General features: G+C 69.8%; 22 protein-coding genes and 2 pseudogenes. 16 read left to right on the top strand and 8 right to left on the bottom strand.

Features of this window, described 5'->3' with window-relative positions:
• Complete coding sequence (locus ACTWPP_RS42350) at window positions 1-315, top strand: aldehyde dehydrogenase family protein (RefSeq protein WP_443110124.1); 315 nt, start codon at window positions 1-3, stop codon at window positions 313-315.
• Here the strand turns inward: ACTWPP_RS42350 and ACTWPP_RS42345 are convergent.
• Complete coding sequence (locus ACTWPP_RS42345) at window positions 307-1,398, bottom strand: LacI family DNA-binding transcriptional regulator (RefSeq protein WP_443110123.1); 1,092 nt, start codon at window positions 1,396-1,398, stop codon at window positions 307-309. The genes ACTWPP_RS42350 and ACTWPP_RS42345 overlap by 9 nt on opposite strands.
• On the opposite strand from ACTWPP_RS42345, the gene ACTWPP_RS42340 reads away from it, so the two are divergent.
• On the top strand, window positions 1,391-1,972 hold the full coding sequence (locus ACTWPP_RS42340; protein WP_443110122.1) for a hypothetical protein: 582 nt from the start codon (window positions 1,391-1,393) through the stop codon (window positions 1,970-1,972). The two genes, ACTWPP_RS42345 and ACTWPP_RS42340, sit on opposite strands and share 8 nt — an antisense overlap.
• A 175-nt stretch (window positions 1,973-2,147) precedes the next feature.
• Here ACTWPP_RS42340 and ACTWPP_RS42335 read toward each other — a convergent pair whose 3' ends face one another.
• Complete coding sequence (locus ACTWPP_RS42335) at window positions 2,148-2,927, bottom strand: VOC family protein (RefSeq protein WP_443110121.1); 780 nt, start codon at window positions 2,925-2,927, stop codon at window positions 2,148-2,150.
• Window positions 2,928-4,497: 1,570 nt separating this feature from the next.
• Here ACTWPP_RS42335 and ACTWPP_RS42330 point away from each other — a divergent pair.
• Together ACTWPP_RS42330 and ACTWPP_RS42325 are read left to right on the top strand one after the other, a co-directional pair.
• Window positions 4,498-5,793: a trypsin-like serine protease gene (locus ACTWPP_RS42330; RefSeq protein ID WP_443110120.1), complete on the top strand. Its 1,296-nt coding sequence runs from the start codon at window positions 4,498-4,500 to the stop codon at window positions 5,791-5,793.
• Window positions 5,794-5,891: 98 nt separating this feature from the next.
• On the top strand, window positions 5,892-8,645 hold the full coding sequence (locus ACTWPP_RS42325; RefSeq protein WP_443110119.1) for a helix-turn-helix transcriptional regulator: 2,754 nt from the start codon (window positions 5,892-5,894) through the stop codon (window positions 8,643-8,645).
• A gap of 128 nt (window positions 8,646-8,773) precedes the next feature.
• On the opposite strand, the gene ACTWPP_RS42320 is transcribed toward ACTWPP_RS42325, so the two are convergent.
• Window positions 8,774-10,120, bottom strand: a complete 1,347-nt coding sequence (locus ACTWPP_RS42320) for a jacalin-like lectin (protein ID WP_443110118.1) — start codon at window positions 10,118-10,120, stop codon at window positions 8,774-8,776.
• Window positions 10,121-10,327: 207 nt separating this feature from the next.
• A pseudogene (locus tag ACTWPP_RS42315) lies at window positions 10,328-10,465 on the bottom strand (ATP-binding protein); the annotation flags it as partial.
• A 336-nt stretch (window positions 10,466-10,801) separates the two neighbouring features.
• On the opposite strand from ACTWPP_RS42315, the gene ACTWPP_RS42310 reads away from it, so the two are divergent.
• Window positions 10,802-11,077 (top strand): hypothetical protein, encoded by a 276-nt coding sequence (locus ACTWPP_RS42310; RefSeq protein WP_443110117.1) that lies wholly within the window; start codon window positions 10,802-10,804, stop codon window positions 11,075-11,077.
• A gap of 82 nt (window positions 11,078-11,159) precedes the next feature.
• Window positions 11,160-11,315, top strand: coding sequence for a transposase (locus ACTWPP_RS42305; RefSeq protein WP_443110116.1), 156 nt, complete (start codon window positions 11,160-11,162; stop codon window positions 11,313-11,315).
• Window positions 11,316-11,647: 332 nt separating this feature from the next.
• On the opposite strand, the gene ACTWPP_RS42300 is transcribed toward ACTWPP_RS42305, so the two are convergent.
• Together ACTWPP_RS42300 and ACTWPP_RS42295 are read right to left on the bottom strand one after the other, a co-directional pair.
• Window positions 11,648-12,304 carry a response regulator gene (locus ACTWPP_RS42300; protein ID WP_443110115.1) on the bottom strand — a complete coding sequence of 219 codons (657 nt, stop codon included), beginning with the start codon at window positions 12,302-12,304 and terminating at the stop codon, window positions 11,648-11,650.
• Window positions 12,301-13,449: a histidine kinase gene (locus ACTWPP_RS42295; protein ID WP_443110114.1), complete on the bottom strand. Its 1,149-nt coding sequence runs from the start codon at window positions 13,447-13,449 to the stop codon at window positions 12,301-12,303. Before ACTWPP_RS42295 ends, ACTWPP_RS42300 begins: the two co-directional genes overlap by 4 nt.
• Before the next feature lie 364 nt (window positions 13,450-13,813).
• Here ACTWPP_RS42295 and ACTWPP_RS42290 point away from each other — a divergent pair, with 364 nt between their 5' ends.
• The 9 genes and pseudogenes from ACTWPP_RS42290 to ACTWPP_RS42250 all read left to right on the top strand — a co-directional run bounded on the left by ACTWPP_RS42290 (window position 13,814) and on the right by ACTWPP_RS42250 (window position 23,410).
• Entirely contained in the window at window positions 13,814-14,473 is a 660-nt protein-coding gene (locus ACTWPP_RS42290; protein ID WP_443110113.1) for an ABC transporter ATP-binding protein, read from the top strand.
• Window positions 14,473-16,455 carry a hypothetical protein gene (locus ACTWPP_RS42285; RefSeq protein WP_443110112.1) on the top strand — a complete coding sequence of 661 codons (1,983 nt, stop codon included), beginning with the start codon at window positions 14,473-14,475 and terminating at the stop codon, window positions 16,453-16,455. The genes ACTWPP_RS42290 and ACTWPP_RS42285 overlap by 1 nt, the downstream gene beginning before the upstream one ends.
• Before the next feature lie 1,060 nt (window positions 16,456-17,515).
• Window positions 17,516-18,085, top strand: coding sequence for a winged helix-turn-helix domain-containing protein (locus ACTWPP_RS42280; protein ID WP_443110111.1), 570 nt, complete (start codon window positions 17,516-17,518; stop codon window positions 18,083-18,085).
• Window positions 17,989-18,582: an IS630 family transposase gene (locus ACTWPP_RS42275; protein WP_443110149.1), complete on the top strand. Its 594-nt coding sequence runs from the start codon at window positions 17,989-17,991 to the stop codon at window positions 18,580-18,582. Before ACTWPP_RS42280 ends, ACTWPP_RS42275 begins: the two co-directional genes overlap by 97 nt.
• A 684-nt stretch (window positions 18,583-19,266) precedes the next feature.
• Window positions 19,267-20,571, top strand: coding sequence for a group II intron reverse transcriptase/maturase (gene ltrA / locus ACTWPP_RS42270; RefSeq protein ID WP_443110110.1), 1,305 nt, complete (start codon window positions 19,267-19,269; stop codon window positions 20,569-20,571).
• Between the two features lie 497 nt (window positions 20,572-21,068).
• Complete coding sequence (locus ACTWPP_RS42265; RefSeq protein ID WP_443110109.1) at window positions 21,069-21,473, top strand: hypothetical protein; 405 nt, start codon at window positions 21,069-21,071, stop codon at window positions 21,471-21,473.
• Between the two features lie 13 nt (window positions 21,474-21,486).
• Window positions 21,487-22,314, top strand: coding sequence for a TetR/AcrR family transcriptional regulator (locus tag ACTWPP_RS42260; protein ID WP_443110108.1), 828 nt, complete (start codon window positions 21,487-21,489; stop codon window positions 22,312-22,314).
• Window positions 22,227-22,997 (top strand): annotated as a pseudogene (locus ACTWPP_RS42255) (IS701 family transposase); the annotation flags it as partial. The gene ACTWPP_RS42260 and the pseudogene ACTWPP_RS42255, both read left to right, overlap by 88 nt.
• Window positions 22,998-23,011: 14 nt before the next feature.
• Complete coding sequence (locus tag ACTWPP_RS42250) at window positions 23,012-23,410, top strand: DUF6962 family protein (RefSeq protein ID WP_443110107.1); 399 nt, start codon at window positions 23,012-23,014, stop codon at window positions 23,408-23,410.
• Between the two features lie 676 nt (window positions 23,411-24,086).
• Here the strand turns inward: ACTWPP_RS42250 and ACTWPP_RS42245 are convergent.
• Both ACTWPP_RS42245 and ACTWPP_RS42240 read right to left on the bottom strand, forming a co-directional pair.
• Entirely contained in the window at window positions 24,087-24,767 is a 681-nt protein-coding gene (locus tag ACTWPP_RS42245; protein WP_443110106.1) for a response regulator, read from the bottom strand.
• Window positions 24,764-25,813 (bottom strand): HAMP domain-containing sensor histidine kinase, encoded by a 1,050-nt coding sequence (locus ACTWPP_RS42240; RefSeq protein WP_443110105.1) that lies wholly within the window; start codon window positions 25,811-25,813, stop codon window positions 24,764-24,766. Before ACTWPP_RS42240 ends, ACTWPP_RS42245 begins: the two co-directional genes overlap by 4 nt.
• A 212-nt stretch (window positions 25,814-26,025) precedes the next feature.
• Between ACTWPP_RS42240 and ACTWPP_RS42235 the strand changes: the two genes are divergently transcribed.
• The gene (locus ACTWPP_RS42235) at window positions 26,026-26,685 is read left to right on the top strand and encodes an SPFH domain-containing protein (RefSeq protein WP_443110104.1); all 660 of its coding nucleotides are present in this window, start codon (window positions 26,026-26,028) and stop codon (window positions 26,683-26,685) included.
• The last annotated feature ends 150 nt before the right edge of the window (window positions 26,686-26,835 follow it).

The raw sequence follows: 26,835 nt of genomic DNA, 5'->3' as shown, positions 1-26,835 counted from the left end.
ATGCCCGAACAGATCACCTACGCCGTCACCGATCCCGCGACCGGCGAGGTGGTGGCCACGTACCCGACCGCCACCGACGCCGAGGTGCAGGCCGCGCTCACCGCCGCACACAAGGCCACCACGTGGGGCAGGTCCACCACCGTCGCCGAACGGACGGTACTGCTGACAAGGGTCGCCGACCTTCACCATCAGCGCCGCAAGGAACTGGCCGCGACGGCGACCATCTATGCGAGGTGGATCTGTGGCGCGACGAATGCGCCTGCCGCCGAGCGCGAGCGGCACTCCCTCACCTGGCACGGTGACGAATCAGGCTGATGCGCGGATGACCAGGCTGGTGTTGCAGATGGCCGGTCTGTTGGTCGCCGATGTGTCGTGGATTCGGGTGAGCAGCATCTCGACCATTTCCTGCCCCATCCGCTCTGTGGGCTGGTGGACGGTGGTGAGCGCCGGCCCCGCGTGCCGGGCGATGGCCGAGTCCTCGAAACCGATGACGGCGACGTCGTCGGGAACGCGTCGTCCTTGCCGCTCCAGAACGCGCAGCGCCCCGGCGGCCATGTTGTCGTTCGCGGCGAACACCGCGTCCAGCAACGATTCGCGTTGGAGTAGTTCCTGCATGGCGGTGGCGCCGCCGGCCTCGCTGAAGTCGCCGTGGGCCACCAGTTCCGGGCCGCCGGCCAGGGCCTGCCGATATCCGGTGAGCCGGTCGATGCCCACCGCGGTGTCCCGTAGGCCAGTGATGGTGGCGATGTGCTTGCGGTCCTGGCCGATCAGATATTCGGTGGCCCGCCGGGCTCCCCCCTTGTTGTCGGCGTCAACGTAACCTGTTTGCGCCATGGCGAGGTCGAATGGACGGCCCCCGGTCACGGTGGGTACGCCGCCGTCGGCCAGTAGGCCGGGAAGCGGGTCCTGCCGGAGCAGCGAGATCACCATGACGCCGTCCACGCGCTGTGTGCGCAGATCATGCGCCAGGCGTGCGCGGTCCGCGGGCGAGTGCGTGAAGGTCAGCATCAGCTGTATCCCGGCCGCACTGACCGCCGAGCTGATCCCTCGCACGATCTCACCAAAGTACGGCTGCTCGAACGGCCGTCCCCGTTCCTCCGACAGCACCAGGGCGACCACGCCCGCACGCCCGGCGGCCAGCCTACGGGCCGCGTCGTTGGGCACATAGCCGAGCTCATCGATCGCCTGCAGCACCGCCTCCCGGGTCTGCGGGCTCACTTTGGCGGACCCGTTGATCACACGCGATACGGTGCCGCGGCTCACCTTCGCCCGGGCGGCGACCTGCTCCAACGTAGGACGTCGCACTGACATGCCCCTCCCGCTTGTGCCCGTTGTGTCGCCACATCTATACAACCTCTCAGCCGCGTCAGCCGGGGAGCTCTGGCTCAGCGTGTCCACGACGACCGGCTCCGGTGACGTTCAACGCTTACTGAAGCCGGGGGCGGAGAGGATCGAGCCGCAGTACGGCGGTGCGATGAACGTGGCGCTGGATCTCCTCGACCGTCGCGTCGGAAGCGAAGGGGAAGTTGCGGGTCCCGGAAGCCGGCCTGCGGCAAGCAGACCGCCAGCACCCGCGCCGCCTGCCGTGCACGGCGGCGTGGAAGCCGTCCTCGCGCCCCGCGCCAACGCGCTATGCGACGGCGCGCTCTCCGGCAAGACCCCGTTGGGCCCTGGCAGCCCGGTCCAGCAGAGCCTGCATGCCTTCCTCGACGCGCTGTTCGACTTCGTCCTAGACGACCGCACGCTCATCCGCGCACTCGAACACCGCCGCCCGCACGCCTTCTACGCCAATCCGGCCAGCCAGTTCTGGATCAGTGAGCTGGGCCGTCGCATCCACACCGCCCACCCCGCCCGGAACCCTGCCCGGTTTCCTGCCGAGCAACCGGCGGCCAGCAGCATGCACGCCGGCGCCGGTGCGAGCCAGGAGCCTTGCCGCCTCCGATCGGCGAACCGGATGAGATCGCCCGCGTAGCGGACGATGTCGTCCTGCGCCAGCCCTTCCACCTAGGGATGGCACGTTGTCGATGCGTGCGGTTTCCGAGCCCAGCGGGGGCACACGGACGGCGATACCGCTCGGGCCCGCAACGGCGGGCCGCTGGGCGGTGCTGTGGTCACCGTCGTCCTGCCGCGGTCGTTACGCGGACGGGTCAGCGGGCCGGTGTGATGATGGCCAGACGCGCGCCGGCCGGGTCCGTCATGAGCGCGAACCGGCCGGGTGGGGCGCCGGTCGGCGGTACCCGGATCCTGGCGCCCAGTTCGGCGGCCCGGGCGGTGGAGGCGTCGCAGTCGGTGACAGCGAAGTAGGGCATCCAGTGCGGCGGGTAGTGGGGCGGCCATCGCTCGTCCATCACCACCAGGCCCGCCACGGGTCGGTCGGCGACCTTCCCGTCGGTGTAGGCGGTGCCGTGGCAGGACCAGCCGGCGAAGGTCCAGCCGAAGACCTGGCCGTAGAAGCGCCTGGCCTGGTCGATGTCCCTGCAGGCCAGCTCGACCCAGCACATTGTGGCGGGCTCGCCCACCACACCGGCGCCTGGGCTGGCGTACGGCTGCCATAGGGCGAAGCTTGCGCCCTCCGGATCGGCCACCAGCCCCCAGTTGCCCAGATGGCCGACGTCCACCCCGTCCGTGAGCGCAAGACCGCCCGCCGCCTGCACCCGCGCTATGGCGGCTCCCATGTCGGTGACCGAGAACTGGCAGGTCCACGACGACCGCTCGGTGTCGTCGGCGAGCGCCAGCAGGCCACACACCCCGGGTCCCTGCGGCCCGCCGAGCGTCCACACGACGTAGTCGCCGAGCTTGTCGTCGGCGAGGATGTAGGAATCCCAGCCGAACAACCCGCCGTAGAACGCCTTGGAGGCCTCCACGTCCGGGCTGGACAACCCCAGCCAGCACGGCACCCCTGGGGGATACCGGGATGCCTTGGCCATCTGGCCCCCCTTTCCCTCGGGACCTTCCATGTTACGGTCGGCAACGTAATTCAGGCATGGCATAGCCGGAATCGACTCCACAAAGCCGAGGCGAAACAATCACCAAGGGGCCCACGGGGCAGGTCTCAAAACCTCGCCATGAAACGTCTCCCCGCAGGTTGCCTTACCGTCCACACCTCTGTGCGCGTTTGCGTACGGCGGTGCTGCCCCCAGTCGGCGCGCAGGTGCGCCCGTACGCCGTGCGCGCGAGACACCGCGTCCTCGCCCTCCTAGGTCGATTCCTCTTGACGTTGATCGGCGGCAGCGTGGTTAAGTTTCCTAGGCAGCGTTCGGGGAGTAGCGCAAGGGATGGAGTCGAATGCTTCCGAGGGGTCATTTGTCCGATTTGCGTGCAGGGCGCCATCGTCGACAGTCCGTTCCCCGCCGACCCCCCTTCCGGCATGGCATCTGGATCGGGATGACGTTGCTCGCCACCGCAACCGGCGTAGCCCTTCACGGAATCGCGACGACAATGGCCACGGAGGACAGCCAGCCGCCTCTGGGGCCGTCCGCCGCTCACCAGTTTCGGATGTATCCGACGGAAACGCCGTCGGCGACGCCGGGCGGCATGGTTCCTAAGGCGCCCCCCGCGTCGGCCGAGGCATCTGGGCGAGCACCGAAGCCGCAGCCGTCGTCGAAGCCGCCGTCGTCGAAGCCGCCAGTCGCCGCAAAGTCCCCGAGCAAGTCCCGTGGGCCTAACGAGCCGGACAAGAGCAAGCCTGCGGTGCCACCGACCAAGTGGCCGAACGCGGTTCCGCCATCGTCCCTGCCGACGCACAGGACACAACCGACCCCGCCGACCAGGCCCGAACAGCTTCCGCCACCGCCACCCGGATATGGCTGGCCCTCCTCTCACTGGTGGTGGCAGCCGAGGCCGCACTCCTCCCGGCCGCACCATTGGGGCCCATGGCCGTATTGGGGGTCGCGGTGAGGCATGCGGGAATGCCCATCGCATCCAAGCTGGGGATGCGGCCGACAAGGGTCGGCTTCTGACAATAGAGCGTTTCTGAGAGGGCGCCGGGCTCAGCGGGGCCGCCCTCCTGGACGGCTGTCGTCAACCGCCGTGTCATACGCCGAAGTCCGCCCGTCCGTGCAGGTCACAGTACTTACACGTCGTCGAGCTACTGGACCGGAGCCCGTCCAGTGACCCGACGACCGGTTCCGACGGTATCGCGCACCCTTGCGGCCGGGTCAGGGCGCGCCTTTGCGGTAGGTGGGCGGTCCGGGTGTCAGCGTCGGCGGCTCGCCGGCTGGAAGACCGTCACCGCCGCGCTCGCGCCGGGCGGCCAAGCGTTGCGGTGCCGGTGGTCGGCCAGGCATCGGGGTGGATCCTTTGCCGGATAGTGCCTCGGCCCGGCGCCCCCTGCTCATCCAGCGCTCTCGGGATGCTCATCCGCCGGTCATCGCGCGCACGACTCATGGGCCGCGATGACGGACCCCAGCATGATCTTCCGCACCTAGCATCGAGGCGTTCCGTGCCGGTACGGACGGAATCCCGCTGACCTCCATCCCCTCGCACCGCGGAGTATCCGTGCGCAAGACGCTGCTGCCTGCCGTCGGCCCCCTGGCCCTACTGTCCATCGTCGCTCTCGCCTCTCCCGTCATGGCGAGCCCGCCGCCCCCGTCCCGGATCGATGTTTTCTCGGCGCGCCCCGCGCCTTCTCCCGACGTTCCCCGACCCACCGTCCAGGCGCTCGACCAGGCCGAGAAACTGGCCAGGGCGCACCCTCGGGATCTGGGGCATCCGTGGGTGGATCCCTCGACCGGCTCCGTGGTGATCGCCACGGTGACCCCCGCGGGAGCGCATCTGGCCGCGCAGCGGCGGAACAAGCTCGCGGCGGGAGCGTCCGTCATCCGCAAGTCCGTGCGCGAGAGCGTGGCCTCCCTTGAGAAGATCAAGGATGAGGCGATCCGGCCGTCGATCGTCCCCGATGCGGCCGCCATTCGCGCGACCAGGGTGGACGCCGAGACGAACCGTGTGGTCATCACTGCCACACGTACGACGCCCGCCATGCTCCGCGGGCTCTCCGAGCGGTATGGCGACCGTGCCATCGCGGTGGAGGTGTCACCCCGGTTCAATGCGGAGAAGGCCTCACGCTGGGACGAAGGGCCCGACAACTGGGGTGGCGGAGGCGCGACACAGGTGCACAGGAACGAAGGGCAGACCAGGTGCACCACCGGCATCCCGGTCTGGATGGAAGGCGACAAATCCGGCATGCTCACCGCTGGTCACTGCAGCCCCACGGGCGGCTACTACTTCAGCGGCAACGACAACAACTACATGGGGTGGGTCGGCTCGGGCGACCGCGAGAACTACAACAAGGGGACGGGCTCGGTCCGGCTGCCGGGGCAGAGCGCCTACCACGGAGACCTCGCCCTAATCGAGATCCCCTACGGCACGAGCGGCTACTACCTCTTCAGGGGCTCGGCATCCGGGGGATACACCGCGATCATCAGCCAGATCTGGCCGTGGGCCTCCGCCGCGGCGGGCGCGGCCGCGGCAGGCGACATCTGCACCGGCGGCAGCACCACGGGCGAGAACTGCGGCTGGATCGCCAGCCGCGCCGGAGTGAACGTCAAGTACAGCGACGGCGACGTCGTCCGCAACATGACCGAGCAGGTGAAGGACGGCAAATGCATCGACGGCGGTGACTCCGGCGGGCCGGTCTACTGGCTCAAATCCGACGGCACAGTCGGTGTCCGGGGGATCATCTCCGGCGGGAGCAACCTCGGCGGGTACGGCGGCTGCCGCCTGTACTTCACCGAGGTCTGGGACGCCGTCGCCGCGTGGGACGACAAGATCTTTCCCCGCGTGCTGCCCTCCTGATCGTCGTCACGCCCCGGCCGCCCCGCATGGGTCGGCCGGGGCGCCGGCGCGGGGGAGGGCTGGCCGTTGCGGGAGCGCATGATCCAGAATGATCTTTCATGGACGGTCCCCTTCTGCGCGGCAGGGCCACCGAACTCCAGATCACGGACAGGTTGCTCGCGGACGCGCGCGGCGGTACGAGCCGAGTGACCGTCCTGCGCGGCGAGCCCGGGATCGGCAAGACCGCCCTCCTGCGTCACGCACGGGAGTCCGGCAGCGCCGCCGGGATGCGCGTCATGCGCGCGGCCGGAGTCGAGAGCGAAGTCGAGTTGCCGTTCGCCGGCCTGCACCAGTTGCTGCGACCGGCGATGAGCCGCATCGGAACGCTCCCCGGGCCGCAGGCCTCGGCGCTGCGCGGCGCGTTCGGCCTGGCACCGCCAGCCGGCGGTGATCGCTTCCTCATCGGTCTGGCCACTCTGGGCCTGCTCGCCGGGCTCGCGGAGGAGGCGCCCCTGCTGTGCCTCGTCGACAACGCGCAATGGCTGGACAGGTCCTCCGCGGACGTGCTGGAGTTCGCGGCCCGCAGGTTGCGGTCCGAGCCCGTGGCGGTGCTCATCGCGGCTCGCGGCACATCCGGAGCCTTCGCCGGTAGGGGCCTTCCCGAGCTCGCCCTCGACGGCCTGGCGCCCGAAGACGCCGCCGCCCTCCTCGGGGAGCACGCACCGGCACTACCGCGTCACCTTCGCGAGCCGATCCTGCGCGACGCGCGCGGGAACCCGCTCGCCCTCATCGAGCTCGCGAAGGCGTCCGTGGCCACCGGCGCGCTCACGCCCGGCATGGCCCCCGACACGCTGCCGCTCACCGATCGCCTCCAGCAGACCTTCCACGCCCAGGTGACCGCGCTTCCCCGGCCGACGGGAACCCTTCTGCTCCTGATGGCCGCGGACGACACGGGTGACCTCGAGGTGCTGCTCCGCGCCGCGGAACGGCTCGGTGACCGGACCGCATCCGAGCGAGACCTGGAACCGGCCGAGATCGCCGGTCTCATCCGGTTCGAGAGCTGTGGTGTGGAGTTCGCCCACCCGCTGATGAGATCAGCCGTGTACCAGGGAGCGACCCACAGCCGGCGCCTCGACGCCCACCGCGCCCTCGCCGACGCACTGGACGGCCCCGACGACGCGGACCGGCGCACCTGGCATCTCGCCACCGCGACCATCCGGACCGACGAGAAGATCGCTCAGGCCCTCGAAGGCGTGGCGGACCGCGCGCGGCGACGGAACGGATACGCGGCCGCGGTCTCCGCCTACACGCGGGCCGCCAGGCTGAGCGAGACCCGGCAGGCCCGGGCCCGCCGTCTCGGCCTGGCCGCCGAGGCGGCGATCGAAGCGGGCCGCATCCGGCACGCGGACGCGCTGGCCGACGAGGTCGCGGCCCTCACCTGCGCCCCGTCGGCGCGGGCCGGGCTGGCCCGGGTACGAGCGGCCGTGGAGTTCGAAACGGGCTCCCCGGCGGCGGCCGGGCGGATACTCGTGGGGGGAGCCGCCTGGATCGAGGCGACGGAACCGGCCATCGCCGCTCTCATGTTGACCGAGGCCGTCCGGAACTCCTCGTTCGGCGGCGACGCCGCCCTCGCCCGCGATGCGGCCGCGCGCCTGCGCACCCTCCGCCTCCCGCCCGACGCCGATGTCGGACCACTGGTGCGTGCGATGTCGGCCTTCGCCGCCCTCCTGGACGGGAGCACGTCCGCCCTGAAGGATCTCGCCGCCGAGGCGTGGAACCTGCCGCGCGCGCGGCCCGCCGAACGGTTGCTGGCCGCGTCGCTCTCCCTCATCGCGGCCGACGACGCGGTGGCGCAGGACCTTTCCGCCTCGGTCATCGCACAAGGCCGCGAGAACGGCATGATCGGACTGCTTCCCCATGCGCTGGCCATCTGCGCCCAGGCCCAGCTCATGCGCGGCCGGCACCTGTCCGCCCTGGCCAACGCCACCGAGGGCTACCAGCTGGGCCGGGACATCGGCCAGACCCACCGAGCCGCCCACCTCGGTGCCTTGATCGCCTGGCTGTCGGCGGTCAGTGGCGACCAGGACCGCTGCCGCGACCTGGCAGCCGAGGGCAACGCCTACGGAGGCCGTCACGGCGTGGTCACGGCCCGGGCCCTGAGCACGTGGTCCCTGGGCCTGATGGACCTCGGCCTCGGCCAATTCGACTCCGCGCTCGAGCTTCTGCGGGACGTCTGGCGCGGCAAGCACTCCCACCCGGCTGTCGCGGCGTACAGCACGATCGACCTCATCGAAGCGGCGGCGCGGGCCGGTCGGCCCGAGCTCGCCGAACGGGCGCTGGCCGACTTCACCGAATGGGCGCAGGCGGTGCGGTGCCCCTGGATCCCCGCGGTCGCGCTGCGCTGCCGGGCGCTCATCGACCCCGATGACGAGGCCGAGCAGCACTACGAGGAGGCTCTCGACCGGCACGACCGGAGCGACCAGCCTTTCCAGTGCGCCCGCACCCGGTTGCTATACGGCGAATGGTTGCGCCGCCGACGCCGCCGGGCGAGCGCGACCGTCCAGCTCCGCGCCGCACAGGAGGGCTTCGCCCGGCTCGGCGCCCACCCCTGGCGCATCCGGGCCGAGAACGAGCTCTGCGCCTGCGGCGTCACCGGCCCGCCCCGTCGGCCGGGCGGCATCGTCCGGCTGACCCCGCAGGAGCTCCAGGTCGTACGCCTGGCGGCCGATGGTCTGACGAACGCCGAGATCGCCGTCCAGATGTTCCTCAGTCCCCGGACGGTCGCCCGCCACCTCTACAAGGCCTACCCCAAGCTCGGGATAGCCTCCCGAGCCGACCTGCCCGACCTGCCGCTGGACGGGACCGGCGAGTAGTGGTCGATCGGGACCATCGACCCGCGTCGTCGACCCGCTCGGCCTGATGCGATGAAGGGGTTGGGCGGCCTCCGCTCCCCGCGACGCTTCTCCCGGGCGCATGCTCGGGGGCCGGCGGGCGCCGTGGGTCAGCGCCGGGTGTAGATGAAGCCGATCTTGTCGAGTTCGTTCCCGGAGCGACCGTGGAAGCCGGAGATCTGCCAGCCCGGTGGCGCCTTCCGCGTCGTGCAGTCGGAGGTGGTGGTGCCGCCGGCCAGGGTGTTGCCGAGGTTGGTGGTGAGCCTGGCATAGAAGATCCGGGTGTGGCCGTCCTTCCGGCCGCGGCACAGGTACGCGGAGGTGAGGTGTTCACCGTTGCCCAGCGTCAGGGACGAGGCGGACCCGCCGGTGCCGCCATGGGCGAACGTCGCGCCTTCGGCCGGCGTGATGGCGATCCGGTCCACCCGTGCGCCGGTGCGCAGTGAGATCTCGGTGGGCCGGGCGGCGGCGGGGACGTCGTTGATGTCGTTGAAGTGGTCACCGTGCGGGCCGCCGAACTGGTCGCTGAGCCGGTAGTCGGGGTTCTGGGTCCAGGCGAACCGGGTGGCGATCGGGTCGTGGTCGGACAGCATGCGCCCGGAGTCGTCGAGAAAGCCGTCGTGCTCGTTGGTGTAGTCCGACGCGGTCAGCGTGATCAGTTTGCTGCTCCGGTAGAAGATCTTGTCGACCGTTTCGCAGGTGTCGGTGATGTCGGACTCATCGCACACCAGGGCCGGGCTGCCCTCGGCCGGGGCGCTGCCACCGCGGACCAGGCGTACCCACGCGTCGGTCAACCCGTTGTGGGCGGCGAAGGAACGGAGAGTCGCGCCGTCGCCCGGCCTGGTGTAGCGGGCGTTGGTGTCGCCCATGACGACCACGGCGTTGCCTGCCGAATGGCTCTTGATGTGCTCGGTGAGCTGGTCGAGGTTGGCGGCCCGGGCTGAAACGTCCCCGCTGTCGCTCCCGGCGTCGGCGTGCAGGTTGTAGAAGTCGATGGTGTTGCCTTCGGTGAGCCTGACCCGCATGAAAGTGAACCCCTTGGGGGTCAGGCAGTCGCCGCTGTTGAGATTGCAGTCGTCCCAGGTCACGCGCTCGAAGTCGTCATCGGCGGTGGGGTGGGCCGACAGCAGGTTCAGCCCGCTGCCGATGCCTGCGCCGCCGCTGGTCGGCGTGCGGTACGGATGGGCGTCGGTGGCGTACAGGTAAGCGTGGTAGTTGAAGTCCTCCTGCACGTGGACGACGTCATAGGGGCCGAGCCTCCGGCCGATCTCGGTGGTCGCGGGCTTCCGGGGGGTAGGGGCGCTGGACAGGCCCTCGGGCAGGCCGGCGATGTTGTAGGTCATGACGGTGAGGGAGCCGCTCGCGGCGGCCGAGGCGGGCACGGAGGGGGCTGTGGTCAGCGCGGCGGGGACGGTGAGGGCCAGCAGTGCTGCGCGGAGCCGGCGGGGGCTGGGCACGGTGTACTCCTCGTAACGGCGCGGGTCCGTGGTCGTTTCATGGCCGTGGGCCACGCGGGGTGGTCGCCATCCGGGGGGAGAGAGGAAACATGAAGTTTTTTCGGGTACTACGGGGACGATAACTCCCCGTGCGTCGCTCGTCCATGGCATGTCGTCCCGCAGCTCAGCAGAGTGCTGAAGACAAGGCTGATCACGCAGAGCCGTAGTTCAGTCGGCGGCGGGTAGCCAGATGGTGAATGTTGAGCCGGTCCCGGGGGTGCTCTCGGCGGTGAGTGTGCCGCCGAGCGCGAGGACGATCTCGCGGGCGATGGCCAGGCCCAGTCCGCGGCCGCCGGTGTCGCGGCTGCCGATCGCCTGCGCCCCGCCAGCACCGTCGAGCGGCACGAGGTGGACGGGCGGCAGCTCTTGCGGGCGACCGGCGGCGATCCCACCAATCAGGCCGCCGTCCGAGCCCTGGCAGAGAACCACGACCCGGATCTGGCCTCTCCCTGATTCCCGCCGATGGGGGCTCCGCCCCGCGATTTGGGCTACCAGCGTTGTTCCGCCGCGTGCGGGACGGCGCTTCGTCGTTTCAGGGGGTATCGACGAAAGTCGTGCCCTCACAGTGACCGGAACAGGCCTCGGGGCAGCAGCTCCAGCGGGCTGTTGTTCCTCCAGGCTTGGTTGTCGTGGCACAACTCTATGAGTTCGGCGACAATCCGACGGCAGCGGCTGGAGAAGGAACTGGAGGACACCGGGATGAAGCTGTCGTCGGTGCTCAGCAACATCATCGGCACCAGCGGCCGCGCCATCCTGGAAACGCTGATCAAGGGTGAACGCGATCCCGTCCGCCTGGCCGACCTGGCCCGCGGCAAGGCAGGCCGCAAGATCGGCGAGCTGACCCAGGCGCTGGACGGGGAGTTCACCGCCCACCACGCTTCACGGCCGGGCACTACCTCGATCAGAACGATCACCTGAACGCCCCGGTCACCGCCCTCGATCGGCGGATCGCCGACGCCCTGGCGCGCGAAGAGCTGGACCTGCTGGACACCATTCCGGCGTGGGCCGGCTCGCCGCCGAGGTCATCCTCGCCGAAACCGGCGGGGACATGCGCCGCTTCGCCTCCGCCCAGCACCTGGCCTCCTGGATCGGAGTGTGCCCCGGCCAGAACGAATCGGCCGGAGTGAACAAGTCCGGCCGCGCCCCCCGGCAATAGCAACCTCAAGCGCCTGCTCGGAACCGTCGCCATGGCCGGCGTCCGGGACAAGAACTCCTACCTCTCGGCGTTCTACCGCCGCATCGCCGCCCGCAGAGGCGGCAAACGCGCCCTGGTCGCCGTCATGCACAAACTCACCATCGTGATCTGGCATGTCCTGCACGACCAGCAGCCTTACCGAATTCTCGGCGCCGACTACTTCACCCGCCGAAAACCCCGACCGAGCCCTACCCAGGATCATCAAGGAAGCCAACCGTCTCGGCCTCACTGTCCGTTTCGACCCGATCCCCACCACCTGACCAGCGCGAACAGGTTATTTCGTGTCAGACCCGTCAGTCGAGCAGACCTGCTTGGTGAGCGAGGATGGCGGCTTGGACGCGGTTAGTGAGGGACAGTTTGGTCAGGATCCGGCTGACGTGGGTTTTGGCCGTCGCCTCGCTCATGTGCAAGTTGGTGGCGATGTCGGTGTTGGACAGGCCGTTGCCCAGCGCGATGAGCACTTCGCGTTCTTTCGTGGTCAGGACCTTGAGGCGGTGTTCGGCCTGGGTTCGTCCTGATGCCGCCTTGGTGAAGTGTTGGAGCAGGCGCCGGGTCACTTTGGGGGAGAGCATCGCTTCGCCGCGTGCCGCGCTGCGGACTGCGGTGATCATGTCGTCGGCCGTTGCGTCCTTGAGCAGGAAGCCGACCGCTCCGTGAGCCAGCGCGGTTCGTACGTATTCGTCGAGGTTGAAGGTGGTCAGGACGACCACGCTCGGCGGGTGGGGCGATCGCGCGAGTTGTTCGGTGGCCGTCAGGCCGTCGGCGCGGGGCATCCGGATGTCCATGAGCACGACGTCGGGGTGCAGGGTCTGGGCCATGGTCACTGCTTCGGCTCCGTCGCCGGCCTCGCCGACCACGGTGATGTCCGGGGCCGACTCCATGATGGTGCGCAGCATGGAGCGCACCATCCACTCGTCGTCGGCGATCAGCACCCGGATCGGTTCGCTCATGGGGTGTGCTGTCGTGTCAGGGGGACCTCGGCGGTGATGTCGAATCCGCCCTCGGCCGTCGGTCGTGCGGTCAGCTCGCCGCCGACCAGGCGGACTCGCTCGGCGACGCCGAGCAGGCCATGCCCGCCGGCGGGCAGTTCGGCGCGGCCGCCGTTCGGCGCGCGGCGGTTGGTCACGCGCAGGTGAAGGGCATCGTGGGTGTGGTGGACGCGGACGTGGGTCGGCGCGGTGGCGGCATGCTTGTGCACGTTGGTCAGGGCTTCCTGGACGACACGGTACGCGGCGTGTTCGACGAGCGCGGGCAGCGCGGTGTCGCAGTCGTCGACCAACTCCAGGGTGACCGGCATGCCGAGACGGCGGGACGCGTCGGCCAGGTCGTCGAGATCGGCCAGGGTGGGTTGCGGCGCGAGCGGCGCGGTGTTGTCGCCGTCGGAGCGCAGGACCTCCACCAGTGAGCGTAGTTCGTCCAGTGTCTCGCGTCCGATGACGCCGATCCGCGTGCCGATGGCGGTGGCATCCTGGTCCCGCGCCACCTCCAGCGCGGTGGCGTGCAGCACCATCAGCGACACGCGGTGCGTGACCACGTCGTGCATGTCCCGGGCGATCTGGGCCCTTTCGGCGCTGCGCGCCTGCAGGACACGCTGGTGCTGCTCGCGTTCGGCGCGTTCCGCCCGTTGGCGCATCCTGGCGATCAGCTCGCTCTGAGCGCCGACATAGAGCCCGAGAAGGACGGGGAGCCCGCAGAACACGGCGGCGATCGAGGTCGCGGCGTCGGCGCCGGCCGCCCGCCAGATCGGGATGCCGACCACCAGCACCGTTCCCGCCAGCACGCCGATCCGTGCCGCGTGCTGAGATCGCGTACGCTGCGACGCCATCTGCCGCGCCAGGGTGTACTGCGCGACCATGACGGCGACGTAGGCCGACAGCACCACCCAGCCTGCCAGGGCGGCCAGGACGAACAGCATCGGTCGGCGCCGGCGCCACCAGGCGGCGGTGCCCACCGCCAGCCCCAGCGGCAGCGAGATCCACAGCGCGGGCCGCCAGTCGAGGTAGGTGATCCCGACTTCACCCATGGAGCGGCCGGACCCGCCGTCACCGGACGGCGTGCTCGCGGCGAGGGCGATGGCCACCACCACGTCGATCACCCGATGACGCCGCTCCCGAACCGCGGCCCGAACCGTCGCCCGAACCGCCGTGGCGCGCCGGTCGGCTGGTCTTGGCGGCCTCATGAGTCGCACGCTATCCGTGCCGCGCCCCCGAGGGCATCGATAGAAAGTTGTACGCGGCACCGGGAGGAACTCCGACTTTCCGACGAGCCGGCAGACCGACAATGGCGGATGCCCCGGTCACCGTGGGCCGGTGAGGCTGTTCGCATGCCATCGCAGACCACGCACACCCAGGCTCCGCCCGGTCCACCACGCCTGGACCACCGCACCCGTCCTCACCCATCACGCCGCCATGACGGATGTTGACAGTGGCGCGAGGCTCGCCCGTCCAGTGCTCTCCGGGGTGGACCTCGCGAAGGTTTACGGGCGCACTACCGCGTTGCATCATGCCTCACTCGCGGTCGACCGGGGTGAGTCGGTCGCCGTGATGGGCCCGAGCGGGTCGGGCAAGTCCACGCTGCTCTACTGCCTTTCCGGCGTTGTGATACCTGATGGCGGGGAAGTGTTGTTCGACGGCATCCGGGTCGATGAACTCTCCGAGGCCCGGCGCACCGGTCTGCGGCGGTCGGACTTTGGTTTCGTCTTCCAGTTCCCCGGCCTGCTGCCGGAACTGTCGGCGGCCGAGAACGCGGCGTTGCCGCTGATGCTGGAAGGTGTCGGCCGTCGTGACGCGGTCGCCCGGGCGCGGGAGCTGTTCCCGGCGCTCGGTCTTGAGGGCCTGGAGCGGCGGCGCCCGGGCGAGTTGTCAGGCGGCGAGGCTCAGCGCGTCGGGATCGCCCGTGCGCTGGTGCTCGGCCCCGCGGTCGTGTTCGCCGACGAGCCGACGGGCTCGCTCGACACGCGGACCGGCGACGAGGTCATGTCCCTGCTGGTGTCGACGGTACGGGACCGGCGGGCGGCGCTGGTGCTGGTCACCCATGACGAGCGGGTGGCCAAGCGCTGTGACCGGATCGTTCAGGTCGTGGACGGCCGGACCCTGACCGAGTCGAAGAGTGTGCAGTGATGCGTGGATTGTGGCTGCGCCTGCTGCGCGGCGGCGGGCGGTCAGCTCGTCTCGAGGTCGGCCTCCCTCTGGTGGCGGGCGCCGTCATCACCTTGGTCCTGCTGCTGTTGCTCGGGTTGCAGCAGGGCCTGGACAACCGGGCGGAGCGGACGGCGTGGCGGAGCCCCGAGGCGGCGACGAACGAGCCCACGGCGATCCAGGCGGGTTTCACCGACTATGTCGGGGATCGTCCGCTCGCGATCGTCGAACTGGCCGCCTTGGGCCAGAACCCACCCGCCCTGCCGGGAATGGGCACGTTCCCGGCACCGGGTGAAGTGTGGGCCTCTCCCAGTCTGGCCGAGCTGATGGCGGACCTGCCGGCCGACCGGCTCGCCGGCAGGTTCCCCGGCCCGGTCACCGCCGAACTCTCCCGGGAGACCCTGGAGCATCCCGACGAACTCGTCGCGGTGATCGGCCGGCGTCCGGCCGATCCCTCGATGCGCGACCGGCGGCCGCCTCATCAGTGGAACGAGGTCTCGTCGGTGACGCCGACCAGGATCGACGGATGGTCGGCCATCCCGGATCTTTATCAGACCACCTACCGGGACATCGCGCTGCTCGCCGTCGTCCTGACCGCGCTTCCGCTCGCCGGCCTGGGCGGCCTGGCCTCCCGGCTGATGGCGGGACGCCGGCAGCGGCGGCTGGCCATCCTGCGGCTGCTGGGCGCCCGGACCTCGCAGGTGGTCCGGCTGACCATCGCCGAACTGGCGACGTTCGCAGGGGCCGGGGCGGTGTCCGGGGCCGTGCTGCATCGAGTCCTTGTGCCGTTGACCGCCCGGGTGCCCATCAAGGGCGGGGAATGGTTTCCCGCGGACGTGCGGCCGGGGATACCGCTCAGCCTCGCCACCGTGGCCGCGGTGGTGGGCGTGCTGACCTCGGGCGCGCTGACCGGGCTTCGGGTGGCGGTGCGCGACCCGCTGGGCACCTACCGCCGCGCTCGCCGCGACCCGGCGCGCGTGCGGTTGTGGGCGGTGGTGTTCATCGGCGCGGCGGTCGCGTTGTTCTGGCTGCGCAGCAGCAACCCCTTCGTCGGCGTCGCCTTCACCGCCGTGGTGATCCTGGGCTGGGGACTGGTGTCGACGGGGCCGTGGATCGTCGCGGGACTCGGCAGGCTGCTGGCCTGGCGAGCCCGCCGTCCGGCGACCTTCCTCGCCGGACGGCGCCTGTCGGACAGCCCGCGCAGCGCCTGGCGGACGGTCGGGGGCCTGACACTCGCCTGCTTCATCGCCGGGTTCGTCGCCATCAGCCTCCCGGTCGGGCTCGGCAACGTCGGCGCGTATGCCTCCCGGACCGAGCGGCCCGAGGCCGTCGTACCCGCCGCCTCCCTGGACGCCACCGTCCGCAAAGCCGAATCGGTGCTACGCGCCGACGGCATCCGCGCCGAAGTCGAGACGGCCGCGGCGCCATCCTGGCTCAAGGAGAGCGAGTGGGCCACGCTCTCCCTGGACACGCGCGGCCCCGACACGGAACGGGACCGCGCCCGCACCGCGATGATCGAGAACGGCCTCTGGGGTCCGGAGATGACCTTGGCCGAGGACCTGCCGAACATGTGGCTCCTGCGGGACGGGGTCGTCATGGGCTTCCTGGTGCTCCCGACCGCGGCGCTGGTCGCGCTCGCCTCGATGATCATCGGCACGATCGCGCGCATCTTCGATCAGCGGGACACCTTCATCGCCCTCAGACTGGCCGGCACTCCCCAGACCGTCCTGCTCGCGGCGCAACGCCGCGAGATGATCCTGCCGTCGGCACTGCTCGGCGGTGTCGCCGCGCTCGCGGGGCTGGCAAGCGGCTCGACGCTCGGCTCGACCGCCCTGCTCAACCCCTACAGCGCCGGCGTCTTCACCGGCCTTCTCGCGCTCGGCGCGATCGCACTGCTGCTCGCCGACCGCACCGCGCGACCCGTCCTCGAACGAGTCGGCACCGATCTCTCCGAACGCGAATAAGGAAGGTCACGAAGGTCGACCGGCATGCCATCACCGGCCCGCCCCCACGGCCGCTCGCGAAACGGCCGTCGAAACAGGACGCGTCAGGCTCAGAACGGCGGCGACTTCCGCGCATCCGCGAGCATGATCGGTTCGCCGTCCGCCCACTGCCGGAAGATACCGTTCACACCTACAACCCGGACCCCGGCTTTGTCTGAAGCGTCCTGTCACTCGCCGCCCGCTATGCCAGGGCGACTTCCATGCCGTCGCGATACCGCCGCCACCACCGGTGAGTGCTCGTGGCCCGCACAGGCGGCATACGCGCGGTGAGCCGCAACCATCGCCGTGGGTAGGGCCGTTCGCGGTGGCCGGTATCGGTGTCTCGATCGTGGTGCGGTTGTGGTCCCCGCCACCAGGCCTGCGGCCATTCCTGTTGATCGCGCTGCCGCTCGTCCTCTCGGCTGTCAAGGGCGGCCCGGGCAGCTTCAGTGTTCGCTCAGCTGCTGGCGATCTTGAGCTGGGAAATGTCGGTGAGAAGTGGTGGTCCTCAAGCTCGGCAGGTCGCGAATCCCGGGTCCGCCCCCCGACGGGCCGACGGCAACTCCATCTCTCGGAGATCTCGATCCGACGTGTGCCCAGACGGTCTTTGACGTGCCGTCCCGTAGTTCGACCCGGACCAGATGCTGGAGCTGCATGGACGGCGGAAGCGGACAACGACGGGTCCGGAGCTGTAGGGCAGGGTGAGGTCGGCGGTCTTTACCTGGGATCAAGGCTCAGGGGTGGCCCAGCACGCCCAACTGCGCATCGACACCGGCCTGGAATTGGCGAGCGCGGCTGGTTGGGCGGTGACGGTGAAGGTGGCCCAGGGTGAGGTAGATGGCGCCGATTGCGTAGCCGGAGCGGTGCGCCGAGCCGGAGCGGCGGCCAAGCCACCGGCGGACGGCGCCGCCCGCGATCGCGTAGCCCGTGTCCAGGGTGAGCGCTAACCAGGGTTAATTGGTCATGGCGGTTTGGGTAGTGGACGGGCCGTTGGTGTGGGCGTATGCCGGTGGGTATGGCCAGATACCCCCAGGGTGGTGGGATGACCGACGCGGGCCGTGAGCGTCGAGAACGGGTTCGGATGCAGGCAGCGCAGTGGTTCGCGGAGGGCCGGCCCAACGCGCAGATCGCCGCTGAGTTGCGGGTGGGGCTGCGGCAGGTGGAGAAGTGGCGCCAAGCCTGGCGCCAGGGCGGGGCCGAGACGTTGCGGTCGCGGGGGCCGCATCGGCGGGCGCGGCTGGACGATGCGGCGTTCGCGCGGTTGGAGGCTGAGCTGAATCGCGGCCCGGCCGCGCACGGCTACGCCGATGACCAGCGGTGGACGCTGGGCCGGGTGGCCGCGCTGATCAAGGGCCTGTTCGGGATCGACTACACCCTGCCGGGGGTGTCGCTGCTGCTGCGCCGCAACGGCTGGTCGGTGCAGGTCCCCGGACGCCGCGCCATCGAACGCGACGACCAGGCCATCGAGGTGTGGAAGCGGCAGGTGTGGCCGCAGGTGGAAACACCGCGGGCGACCTGGGCGCCTGGGTCTGCTTCGCCGACGAAGCGGGTCAAGGGCTCAGGCCGCCCAAAGGACGCTCCTGGTCCCGGCGGGGGCACCGGCCCCAGGTGAGGGTGCACGGCGGCGACCACCGTGGGCGGGTCTCGGTCGCCGGGATGGTCTGCTACCGCCCCGGTGAGCGGTCCCGGCTGATCTACCGGCTGCACCACTACCGCCGCCGCAAAGGCGAACGCGCCGCCTTCACCCTGCCCGAGTACAAGGCACTGCTGCAGGCCGCCCACCAGCAGCTACCCGGCGGGAAGATCGTGCTGGTCTGGGACAACCTGAACATCCACCACTCCACGACGATGCGGGCGTTCATCGACGCCCACACCGACTGGCTGCGAGTGTTCTACCTGCCGGCCTACGCCCCCGACCTCAACCCGGCCGAGAGCGTGTGGTCCCTGCTGAAACGCTCCATGGCCAACTTCCTGGCCACCGACCTGGACCACCTCACCGGCATGATCAAGCACCGGCTCAAGGTGATCCAGCACCACCCCGACGTGATCGACGGCTGCCTGACCACCACCGGCCTCACCCTCAACACCACACCCGCCATCACCAATTAACCCTGGTTAGTGTTCTGCGCCCGATATCTACAACGGATTTCAGGCGCAGAACACTAGTACTCCAGCCGGTGCGCCCAGAGATCATGGAGGTGGTTGTCCAGCGATCATGACCTGATCACAAGCTCGTCGTCGCCTGCCGGTGTAAGTCCGGTCCGGGTAATCGCCAGGGAGCCCGGTAGCAGGCTGGCGGTCCGGTCTGGAAACGGGCCGGGTCGAAGCCCAGCGTCGAAAGCCCCGTGGGGGAAGCAACTGAGCGGTCCGTAGCGGAAGCGAAGCCTGCCGCGTCGTTAGACACCGAGAGAGAGCCGAGCCGCGCGACTCACGGTGAAGGCCATGGAAGCGGTGAAGATCCTGGAGGGCAGCCGCGAGGGACTCTCCGGCGTAAGAGGGCGCGGAACGTTCAGAAGGTGGCGGCGGGAACTGGGGAGGCCCTCCCCGGCCGGAGCGTGCTGCGGACAGGCGTGGACGACGCCGTCTTATAACCGGTGTGGAGCCGGGAAGTGGACGGCGGCCGGGAGGGAGTCGGAGGCGGTCGTAGTACCGATCGAGCCGCAGGACAACACAACCTGCGGTGAGGGAAGGGCCGCTGCTTCGTTCACGCGTGAGATGTGAGGACCAGGACTGGTGAGTGCCGTATCGGCTAGGTCCACCCTGGCGGCTGTCTGTGGGGACAGAGTCCGTGCTTTGCAGCATGCGCTTTACCGGGCGGCCAAGGCCGACCCGAACCGGCGGTTCCATGCGTTGTTCGACAAGGTCTGCCGCAGAGACGTGTTGGACAGGGCGTGGCAGGATGTGCGCCGCAATCGCGGCGCCGCTGGCATCGACCGGGTCACCCTGGTGGAGGTCGAGGAGTACGGTGTTGCCCGGCTCATCGACGAGTTGGCCGCGGAGTTGAAGGACAAGCGGTATCGGCCGTTGCCGGCCCGGCGGGTGTTCATCCCCAAGCCGGGCACCGGTGAGCAGCGGCCGTTGTCGATTCCCTCGGTTCGTGACCGGATCGTGCAGGCGGCGGCGAAGATCGTGCTCGAGCCGATCTTCGAGGCCGACATGGCCGACTCCTCGTTCGGGTTCCGGCCCCGGCGGTCGCCGCACGATGCCCTGCAGGTGCTCATCGACGAGTCCTGGCAGGGACGCCGCTGGGTGGTGGAGACCGACATCGCCGACTGTTTCGAGGCGATTCCACATTCCGGGTTGATGCAGGCGATCGAGGAACGCGTCTGCGACCGCGCCGTCCTCAATCTGGTGCGCGGCATGCTGCGCGCCGGGGTGATGGACGGCGGGTCGCTGCGGCGCAGCGCCACGGGTGCGCCCCAGGGCGGGGTGATCTCCCCGTTGCTGTGCAACGTCTACCTGCACCGGCTGGACCGGGCATGGTCGACCCGACAGCACGGCGTACTGGTGCGCTTCGCCGACGACGCGGTGGTGATGTGCCGGACCCGGCAGCAGGCCGAGGCCGCGCTCGCGCGGCTGACCGGGCTGCTGGCCGGTCTGGGGTTGGAGCCCAAGGCGGCCAAGACCCGCATCGTGCACCTGGCCGAGGGCGAGGAAGGCTTCGACTTCCTCGGTTTTCACCATCGGCTGGTGCGCGGGTGGACGCCGAAGTCGGCGCATCTGACCTTCCTTGCTCGCTGGCCCGCACGTAAGGCCGTCCAACGAGCCCGTGACCGGATCCGGGAACTCACCGGCCGTAAATGGCTCTGGATGAGCGTCGAGGACATCGTCAGGGACGTGAACATGTTCCTGCGCGGCTGGGCCGGATACTTCCGTTACGGAAACTCCGCCCGCGTCCTCGGCCAGATCAGGAACTTCGCGTTCATGCGGCTGGCGATCTGGCTGTCGAAGAAGGGCAACCGGCGCCGAGCCTGGGGATGGGGCATCAAACAACTGCTGCTGTCCCCGAACCAGATGGGCCTGATCAGCCTCGATGGAACCGTCATCCCGCCCAGACCCTTCCGGGACTGGCGTGGGAAGGCCGAACGCCGACGGTGAAGAACGTCGGTAAGCCGTGTGCGGGAGAACCGCACGCACGGTTTGACGGGCGGGGACTGGAAACGGGCCGCTATCGCGGAACCGCGCCAGTCCCCGACCCTCCTCGATCGTGATCTTTAAGGTGCTCGGGCGGCTTGGCGTTCGGGCGCGGTGTTGGTGGCGTCGTCGCCAGGCTGACCAGCGCGGCCGGGTGCCAGATGCTTCTGGCAGGCCGGCTGTTCCGTCGGCCCGGCCGCAGGGCGGCGACAACGGCAGAGGATGACCGGGCGCCTCGCGGCGGTCGTGTGTCCTGGTGCGGGCGGTTGCTTCTGGCGCAAGCTGCCGGCGTGGGTGTTCCGCATGGCCCTTCCTCCCGTCGACCTCGGCGTCCACACCTTGCGATGGATCGAGGCTAGATATGGAATCTAGTCATGTACTACCTTTAGTGTAGTTCCATGTGCTCGTGGCACATCAAGGCCGGGCACCGCCCTGCTCGCGCACAGAGATTGGAAGACGCGATGAACCTCGGTAAAGGCTTCAACCTGCTCATGCTGTTCAACGCTGCACTCACCGGCAGCGCGGTCGTGCTCCTGACCGTCTGGCCGGAAGCTATCCCGACAACGGTTGGCTTTCCCCGGGTCAGAGACGCCTACCCGATGGGATACATGCTGGCTGCAGCGGAGGTGGGGCTGACAATCATGTTCTTCTTCGGTCGAAGGATTGTGGATCCCCAGGCTCTGCGCCTCGTCCTCGTCGCGGGGGCGGGATTCCACGTGGCGTCCGCCCTCGCCCAGTTCTACGCCGTCACTCAGGACCTGGCCGGCAACGCGGTGGCGGCCAACATTCTGCTGCGCATCGTGCTGGCCGCCCTGCTCTTGTACTACGCCGTGCGCAGGGTTCCCGCCGAAGCCATGCACGCGTAGGGCGGCCACCTTCATGGCAGCGGAAGTAGACGCGCAACTGGTCGCCGCAGCCGTCGGAGTGGCGCAGCAGCGAGGTCAGGCCGTCGCCGACGTTCCTCTGACCGCCATCGCCAAAGCGGCCGGAATATCCCGCAGTACCCTCCTTCGACGGCTCAACGGCACCCGTGCGGCACTCGACGAGGCGATCCGCGCGGCCGGCATCGACCCGGGCGGGCGACCACCGGTCCGGGAACGAGCCATCGAGGCAGCCGGATACCTGATCAGCGAACGCGGGCTCGGTGCAGTGACCCTCGACGCGGTGGCCGAGGCTGCCGACTGCTCGTTGCCGAGCCTGCACTCGATCTTCCAGGGTCGCGATGGCCTGCTCGCCGCAGTATTCGACCGCTTCAGCCCAGTGCTGGATGTCGAGGCGCTGGCGATGACACCGCCAGACCGTATCGAGGACACTATCCACGAGATCTATCAGGCACTGATCACGGCGTTCGGCCAAGAGCCACGCGTCATGCCCGCACTGTTCGCCGACGTACTCGCCCGTCCCACCGGCCCGGCACGCCAGGTCCTCGAACAAGCGACGCCGCGCATGCTGCACAGCATCGAGAGGCTGCTGGCCGCCGAAATGCAGGCCGGCAGACTACGCCAGCTGCCACTCCCGTTGCTCATCCAGCTGATGATCGGCCCGCTGGTCCTGCATATGCTGCTGCGTCCCGTCCTGGAAACCTCGATAGGGCGTCAACTCCCCACAGTTGAGGAATCCTGCCAAGTGTTCACCGCCGCTTTCCTCCGCTCCGTGGCGGCACAGAGCCCAACGCCCGATGCCACGCACCCTTCCGCCCAGACCTGATCTACTTCAGCGGCCTGCCCCGTAAGAGCTGCTGGACGGTCGCCGAGCACGCCGGTGAGGCCACACCGGACGGGATGCAGCACCTGTTGGGTCGGGCGGCCTGGGACGCCGACGCGGTGCGTGACGACGTGCGCGGATACGTGGTCGAGCATCTCGGTGACCCGCGAGCGGTGCTGGTGGCAGACGAGACGAGACCGGCGACCTGAAGAAAGGCGTCACCACGGTCGGGGTGCAGCATCAGTACACGGGCACTGCGGGGCGGATCGAGAACGCCCAGGTCTCGGTGCACCTGGTCTCCGCCACCGAGCGCGGGCACGCCATGATCGATCGAGAGTTGTACCTGCCGCAGTCCTGGACCGAAGATCCTGCTCGGTGCGCAGCTGCCGGCGTGCCCACCGACCGGGAGTTGGCGACGAAACCGGCGCTCGCCACGCAAATGATCGCTCACGCGCTCGACGCCGGGGCACCGGCGGCGTGGATGGCCGGTGACGAGGTCTACGGGCAAGACCCCGCGTTGCGGACGGCGCTACACGCGCGCGGCGTGGGATACGTACTCGGCGTGGCCCGTGATCACCGTGTGCCCACCCCGCGCCGGCTCCTACCGGGTCGATGCCCTCGCCGGCAGGTTGCCTCGCCGGGCCTGGCAGCGCGTCTCAGCAGGCCGGGGCGCCAATGGGAGCCGGGATATACGGGGGCTATGGAGGCGATCACCAACCTGATCTTGGCTCTGGTCGCCTTTGCCTGCGCGCTGGCGCTGCTTCGAGTGCCTGGCGTTATCCGCGCCTGGCACATGACGTTCTGGTTCGCGGGGGCCAGCGCCCTGGCGGGGGCGGTCTACCATGGCCTGTTCCATACGACCGCCGCCTGGGTCGTGGTGGGCGTGCTGGTCGTGATCGCGATCTCCTACCTGCTCATAGGCTCCGGGCGGCTGGCGCTGGCGCGAGCCTTTCAATCACCCTTGACCTATATCTCCGGCTTCGGGACGACGGCGTGTGCGGATGACCTGGCAGCAGCCGTGGCAAGCATCCGAGACCTGAGCATGCGTACCTCGGGGACCGCGGCGGCGGACAATCAGTACGTCATGGAACGGGAATAGCTCGACGACGCGTTTGGAATGTGCTGTCGATTAGGCGGTCACGGTTCGATTACCCTCGCGGGCTCGCCGCCTGGTCTGCGACGGTGAGCGGTCTGCCCGCACGTCCGAAGATCTGCAGATCGCGTGGCTCCGCCGGGGTGTTCACACCCCCCGGAGTAGACCTGGCGATGTTACATCCGCGCCACTTGGCGGCGTGCGGGGCGTGGTTTGCTTTGTGGACGAGAAACGCGAGTCGAGCGTGCCGCCTGGTGACGAGCAGACCTCGAAGGGGGCCGTGACCGGCAGGCCGGCGGGATGGGCCTCCTCGACCACCCGCGCGCATCCGCTCGGCCACCTGGGCAGCCGTCCGGAGGTCGGTGTCGGGCAGCAGCACCAGGAACTCTTGTCTGCCGACCCGGTCGACAGGGTGGACCGAGCGGACCGGTCGGCACATCGCTGCGGCGGGGTCGCAGAGCCTCGTCGCGGACCGGTTATGCAGCCCGGTCAGCGTGTCCAGGTGGGTTCGCTCCCGGTGGTCGAACTCTGGCGTGGGCGAGCACACGGTGTAGCGGGCGGTCACGGCGCACGGCCAGAACCCCTGCCTACCGCGCTTCTGCCCAAGGGCTGCGGCCGCTCGGTGTGGCCGGCGCCGTTGGCGGCCAGGGTCCGTAGCCCGACCGGCCCGGCCGGCGGTGTGTCAGGGTTCGATGAGTCCGGCGCGGATGGCGTAGCGGGTGAGTTGGAGCCGGTCGTGCATGCCGAGTTTGGCCAGGATGTTGGCGCGGTGGCGGTCGACGGTCTTGACGCTGATGAACAGTTCTTCGGCGATCTGCTTGGAGGAGTCGCCCTCGGCGATGAGTTTGAGGATCTGTTGTTCGCGGGGGGTGAGGAGGCTGGGGGTGGCCTGTTGGCCGTCTGGGTCGTCGGGTTGGCCGGGTGGGGGCTGGTTGCGGTGCAGGTAGTCCTGGATGAGGGTGGCGATGGCGCCGGGGTACAGGAACGGCTCGTCGCGCATCGCGGCCCGGATGGCCTGGATGAGGTCTTGGTCGGCCAGTGATTTCAGTACGTAGCCGCTGGCTCCGGCTTTGAGGGCTTCGAACAGGTATTGGTCGTTGTCGTGCATCGACAGCATGAGGACCCGGACGCCGGGGGTGTTGCGGGTGATGTGGCGGGCGGCTTGGAGTCCGGTCATGCGGGGCATGGCGATGTCGAGGATGGCCAGGTCGACTCCGTGGTCGGCCAGTTCGGCGGCTTGGGCGCCGTCGCCCGCCTCGGCGACGACGGTCAGGTCGGGTTCGGCGTCCAGGATCAGGCGCAGTCCGCGGCGGACCAGGGCGTGGTCGTCGGCCAGCAGGATCCGGGTGGGCTGAGCGGTCACGGTGCGGGCTCCGGTTCTGCCGGGAGAGGGACGGTCAGGACGACCTGGAGCCCGCTGTGGGGGGCGGGGCGCAGGGTGAGGCGGCCGCCGACGAGTGCGGCGCGTTCGCGCATGCCGTGGATGCCGGCCCCTTCCCGGATGGGGGGACCGTTGCCGTCGTCGCCGATCTCCAGGACCAGGTTGTCGGCGTGGCGGGTGAGGGACAGCTGGGCGGTGTCGGCGTGGGCGTGGCGGGCGATGTTGGTCAGTGCCTCCTGCGCGATGCGGTAGATCACCAGCTCGATGGTGTCGTCCAGGGGCGGCAGGGCGGGGTCCAGCCGCCGGTGCACGGGAATTGCCGCGGCTTTGGAGAAGTCGTTGGCCAGTGCGGTCAAGGCGCTGAGCAGCCCGAGGTCGTCCAGGACGCCTGGTCGCAGGCGGCGGGCGACCTGCCGTACTTCATCGAGGCTGGTTCGGACCGTCTCCTGGGCGTTGTGCAGCGGCTCGTGCAGGTCGTGTGGGGCGTGGTCGAGGGCGCGTTTCATCTCCAGTAGCGCGACGGTGAGGGTCTGGCCGATCTCGTCGTGCAGTTCCTGGGCGATGCGGCGGCGTTCGGTCTCCTGCGCGGCCAGGGCGAGTGCGGCGCCGCTGGTGCGGTCGGCTTGCAGCCGGTCGAGCATGGCGTTGAGGGTGGCGACCAGGTGGGCGATGTCGCCGTCGCCGCCGGCGGGGAGCCGTTCGCCCAGCCGCAATGCGCTGACCCGTTCGGCGAGGGGGGCGAGCTGGTCCAGCGGGCTGAGGGTGTTGCGCAACGCGGCGGCGTTGATGGCCAGCATCAGGGCCAGGCCGGCGGCGAGTACCGGCAGTTCGGCCAGCAGCACGGGCGAGGACACCGTCGCCGGAGACAGCGCCAGCACGGTCAGCCCCACCGCGAAGATCACGCCGTTGCCGGCGAAGATCCGCCAGAACAGCCTGGCCGTCGGGGAATGCGAGAGCCCGGGCTGGTCTGCGCCCCCGGGTGGGCGGATCGTCCGTCGAAGCGTTGCGCCGATGTTCCGCCAGGCCATTCCACCAGCTTCGGCGCATCGACAGGGGTCTGTCCATGGGCGACACACCCCATCGGGCCGCGACCGTTCTACACGATCGGCTTCCACCTTTCTGGTGGTCACGCCTGATGGCGCGCGCGTTTGTGGGGCGGTCACGCTGGAACGACCGTAGGAGGCTGGACGAGAGGGGCGTCCCTCCCGGCCTTGGTGGCTGGCCGGGAAGGGAGAGCTGCATGGTCGGGGGGATCACGGCGGGCGGCCTGGTGGCCACCGGGCCGGCGCAGGGGGCCGAGCCTCTGCCCGATTTTGTGCCCTGGGCGCCGCCGGCCGTTGTGGCCGTCATCGTCTTGGCTCCTCTGCTGGTCGCCGCGGTGTTGCGGGTGGTGCCCGAGGGTGAGCGGCTGGTGGTCTGTCGGCTGGGCGGTGCTCCGAGGGTGCGGGGCCCCGGCCGGGTGGTGGTGGTGCCGGGAGTCGACCGGTGGGTTCGGATCCCGTTGCGGTGGGATCCGCTGGATGTGTGGCTGGAGGCGCCCACCCGGGACGGGGTGGTGCTCCGGCTGAGGGCTGTCGCGCTGGTGTCGGTGTCGGATCCGGCCCGGTACGCCCAGCGGACGGTCCCACCGCCGGCGGCGGCGATCAGCGTCATCGTGGAGAGCCAGGTGCGCCGCTACTTCGCCGAGCGGTACCTGATTCAGTTGGCCGGGCAGGTTCCCGGCGAGGCCGCAGCGCTGGCCGCAAAGGTCGGTGACGCCGTCGGCGAGTGGGGGCTGACGGTGTCGGTGCTGGAGATCGCCCGGGCCGAGGTCCCCCTGCACAGCCTGCGCCGGTGGGCCGCGGAGAACGGTCCCGGCCTCGCCGTCGGCGCACCGGGCCCGGGTACCGATGACCGTTGACCGCGGGTGGGCGGACGCCGGGAAGGGACGCTGCGGGGGCGGGGGGATGAGGCGATGACCCTGCAGCAGTTGTACCTGGCGCTGCTGATCGGTGGTTCGGTGCTGCTGGCCAGCATCACCGCGGCCCGCGTGGCGTATCGGGCGGGGCTG

The organism is Actinomadura sp. 3N407, from assembly GCF_052245875.1.
GTDB lineage: Bacteria > Actinomycetota > Actinomycetes > Streptosporangiales > Streptosporangiaceae > Spirillospora.
Note: the sequence above shows the minus strand (reverse complement) of the source record. Positions and strands in the feature narration are given on the sequence as shown.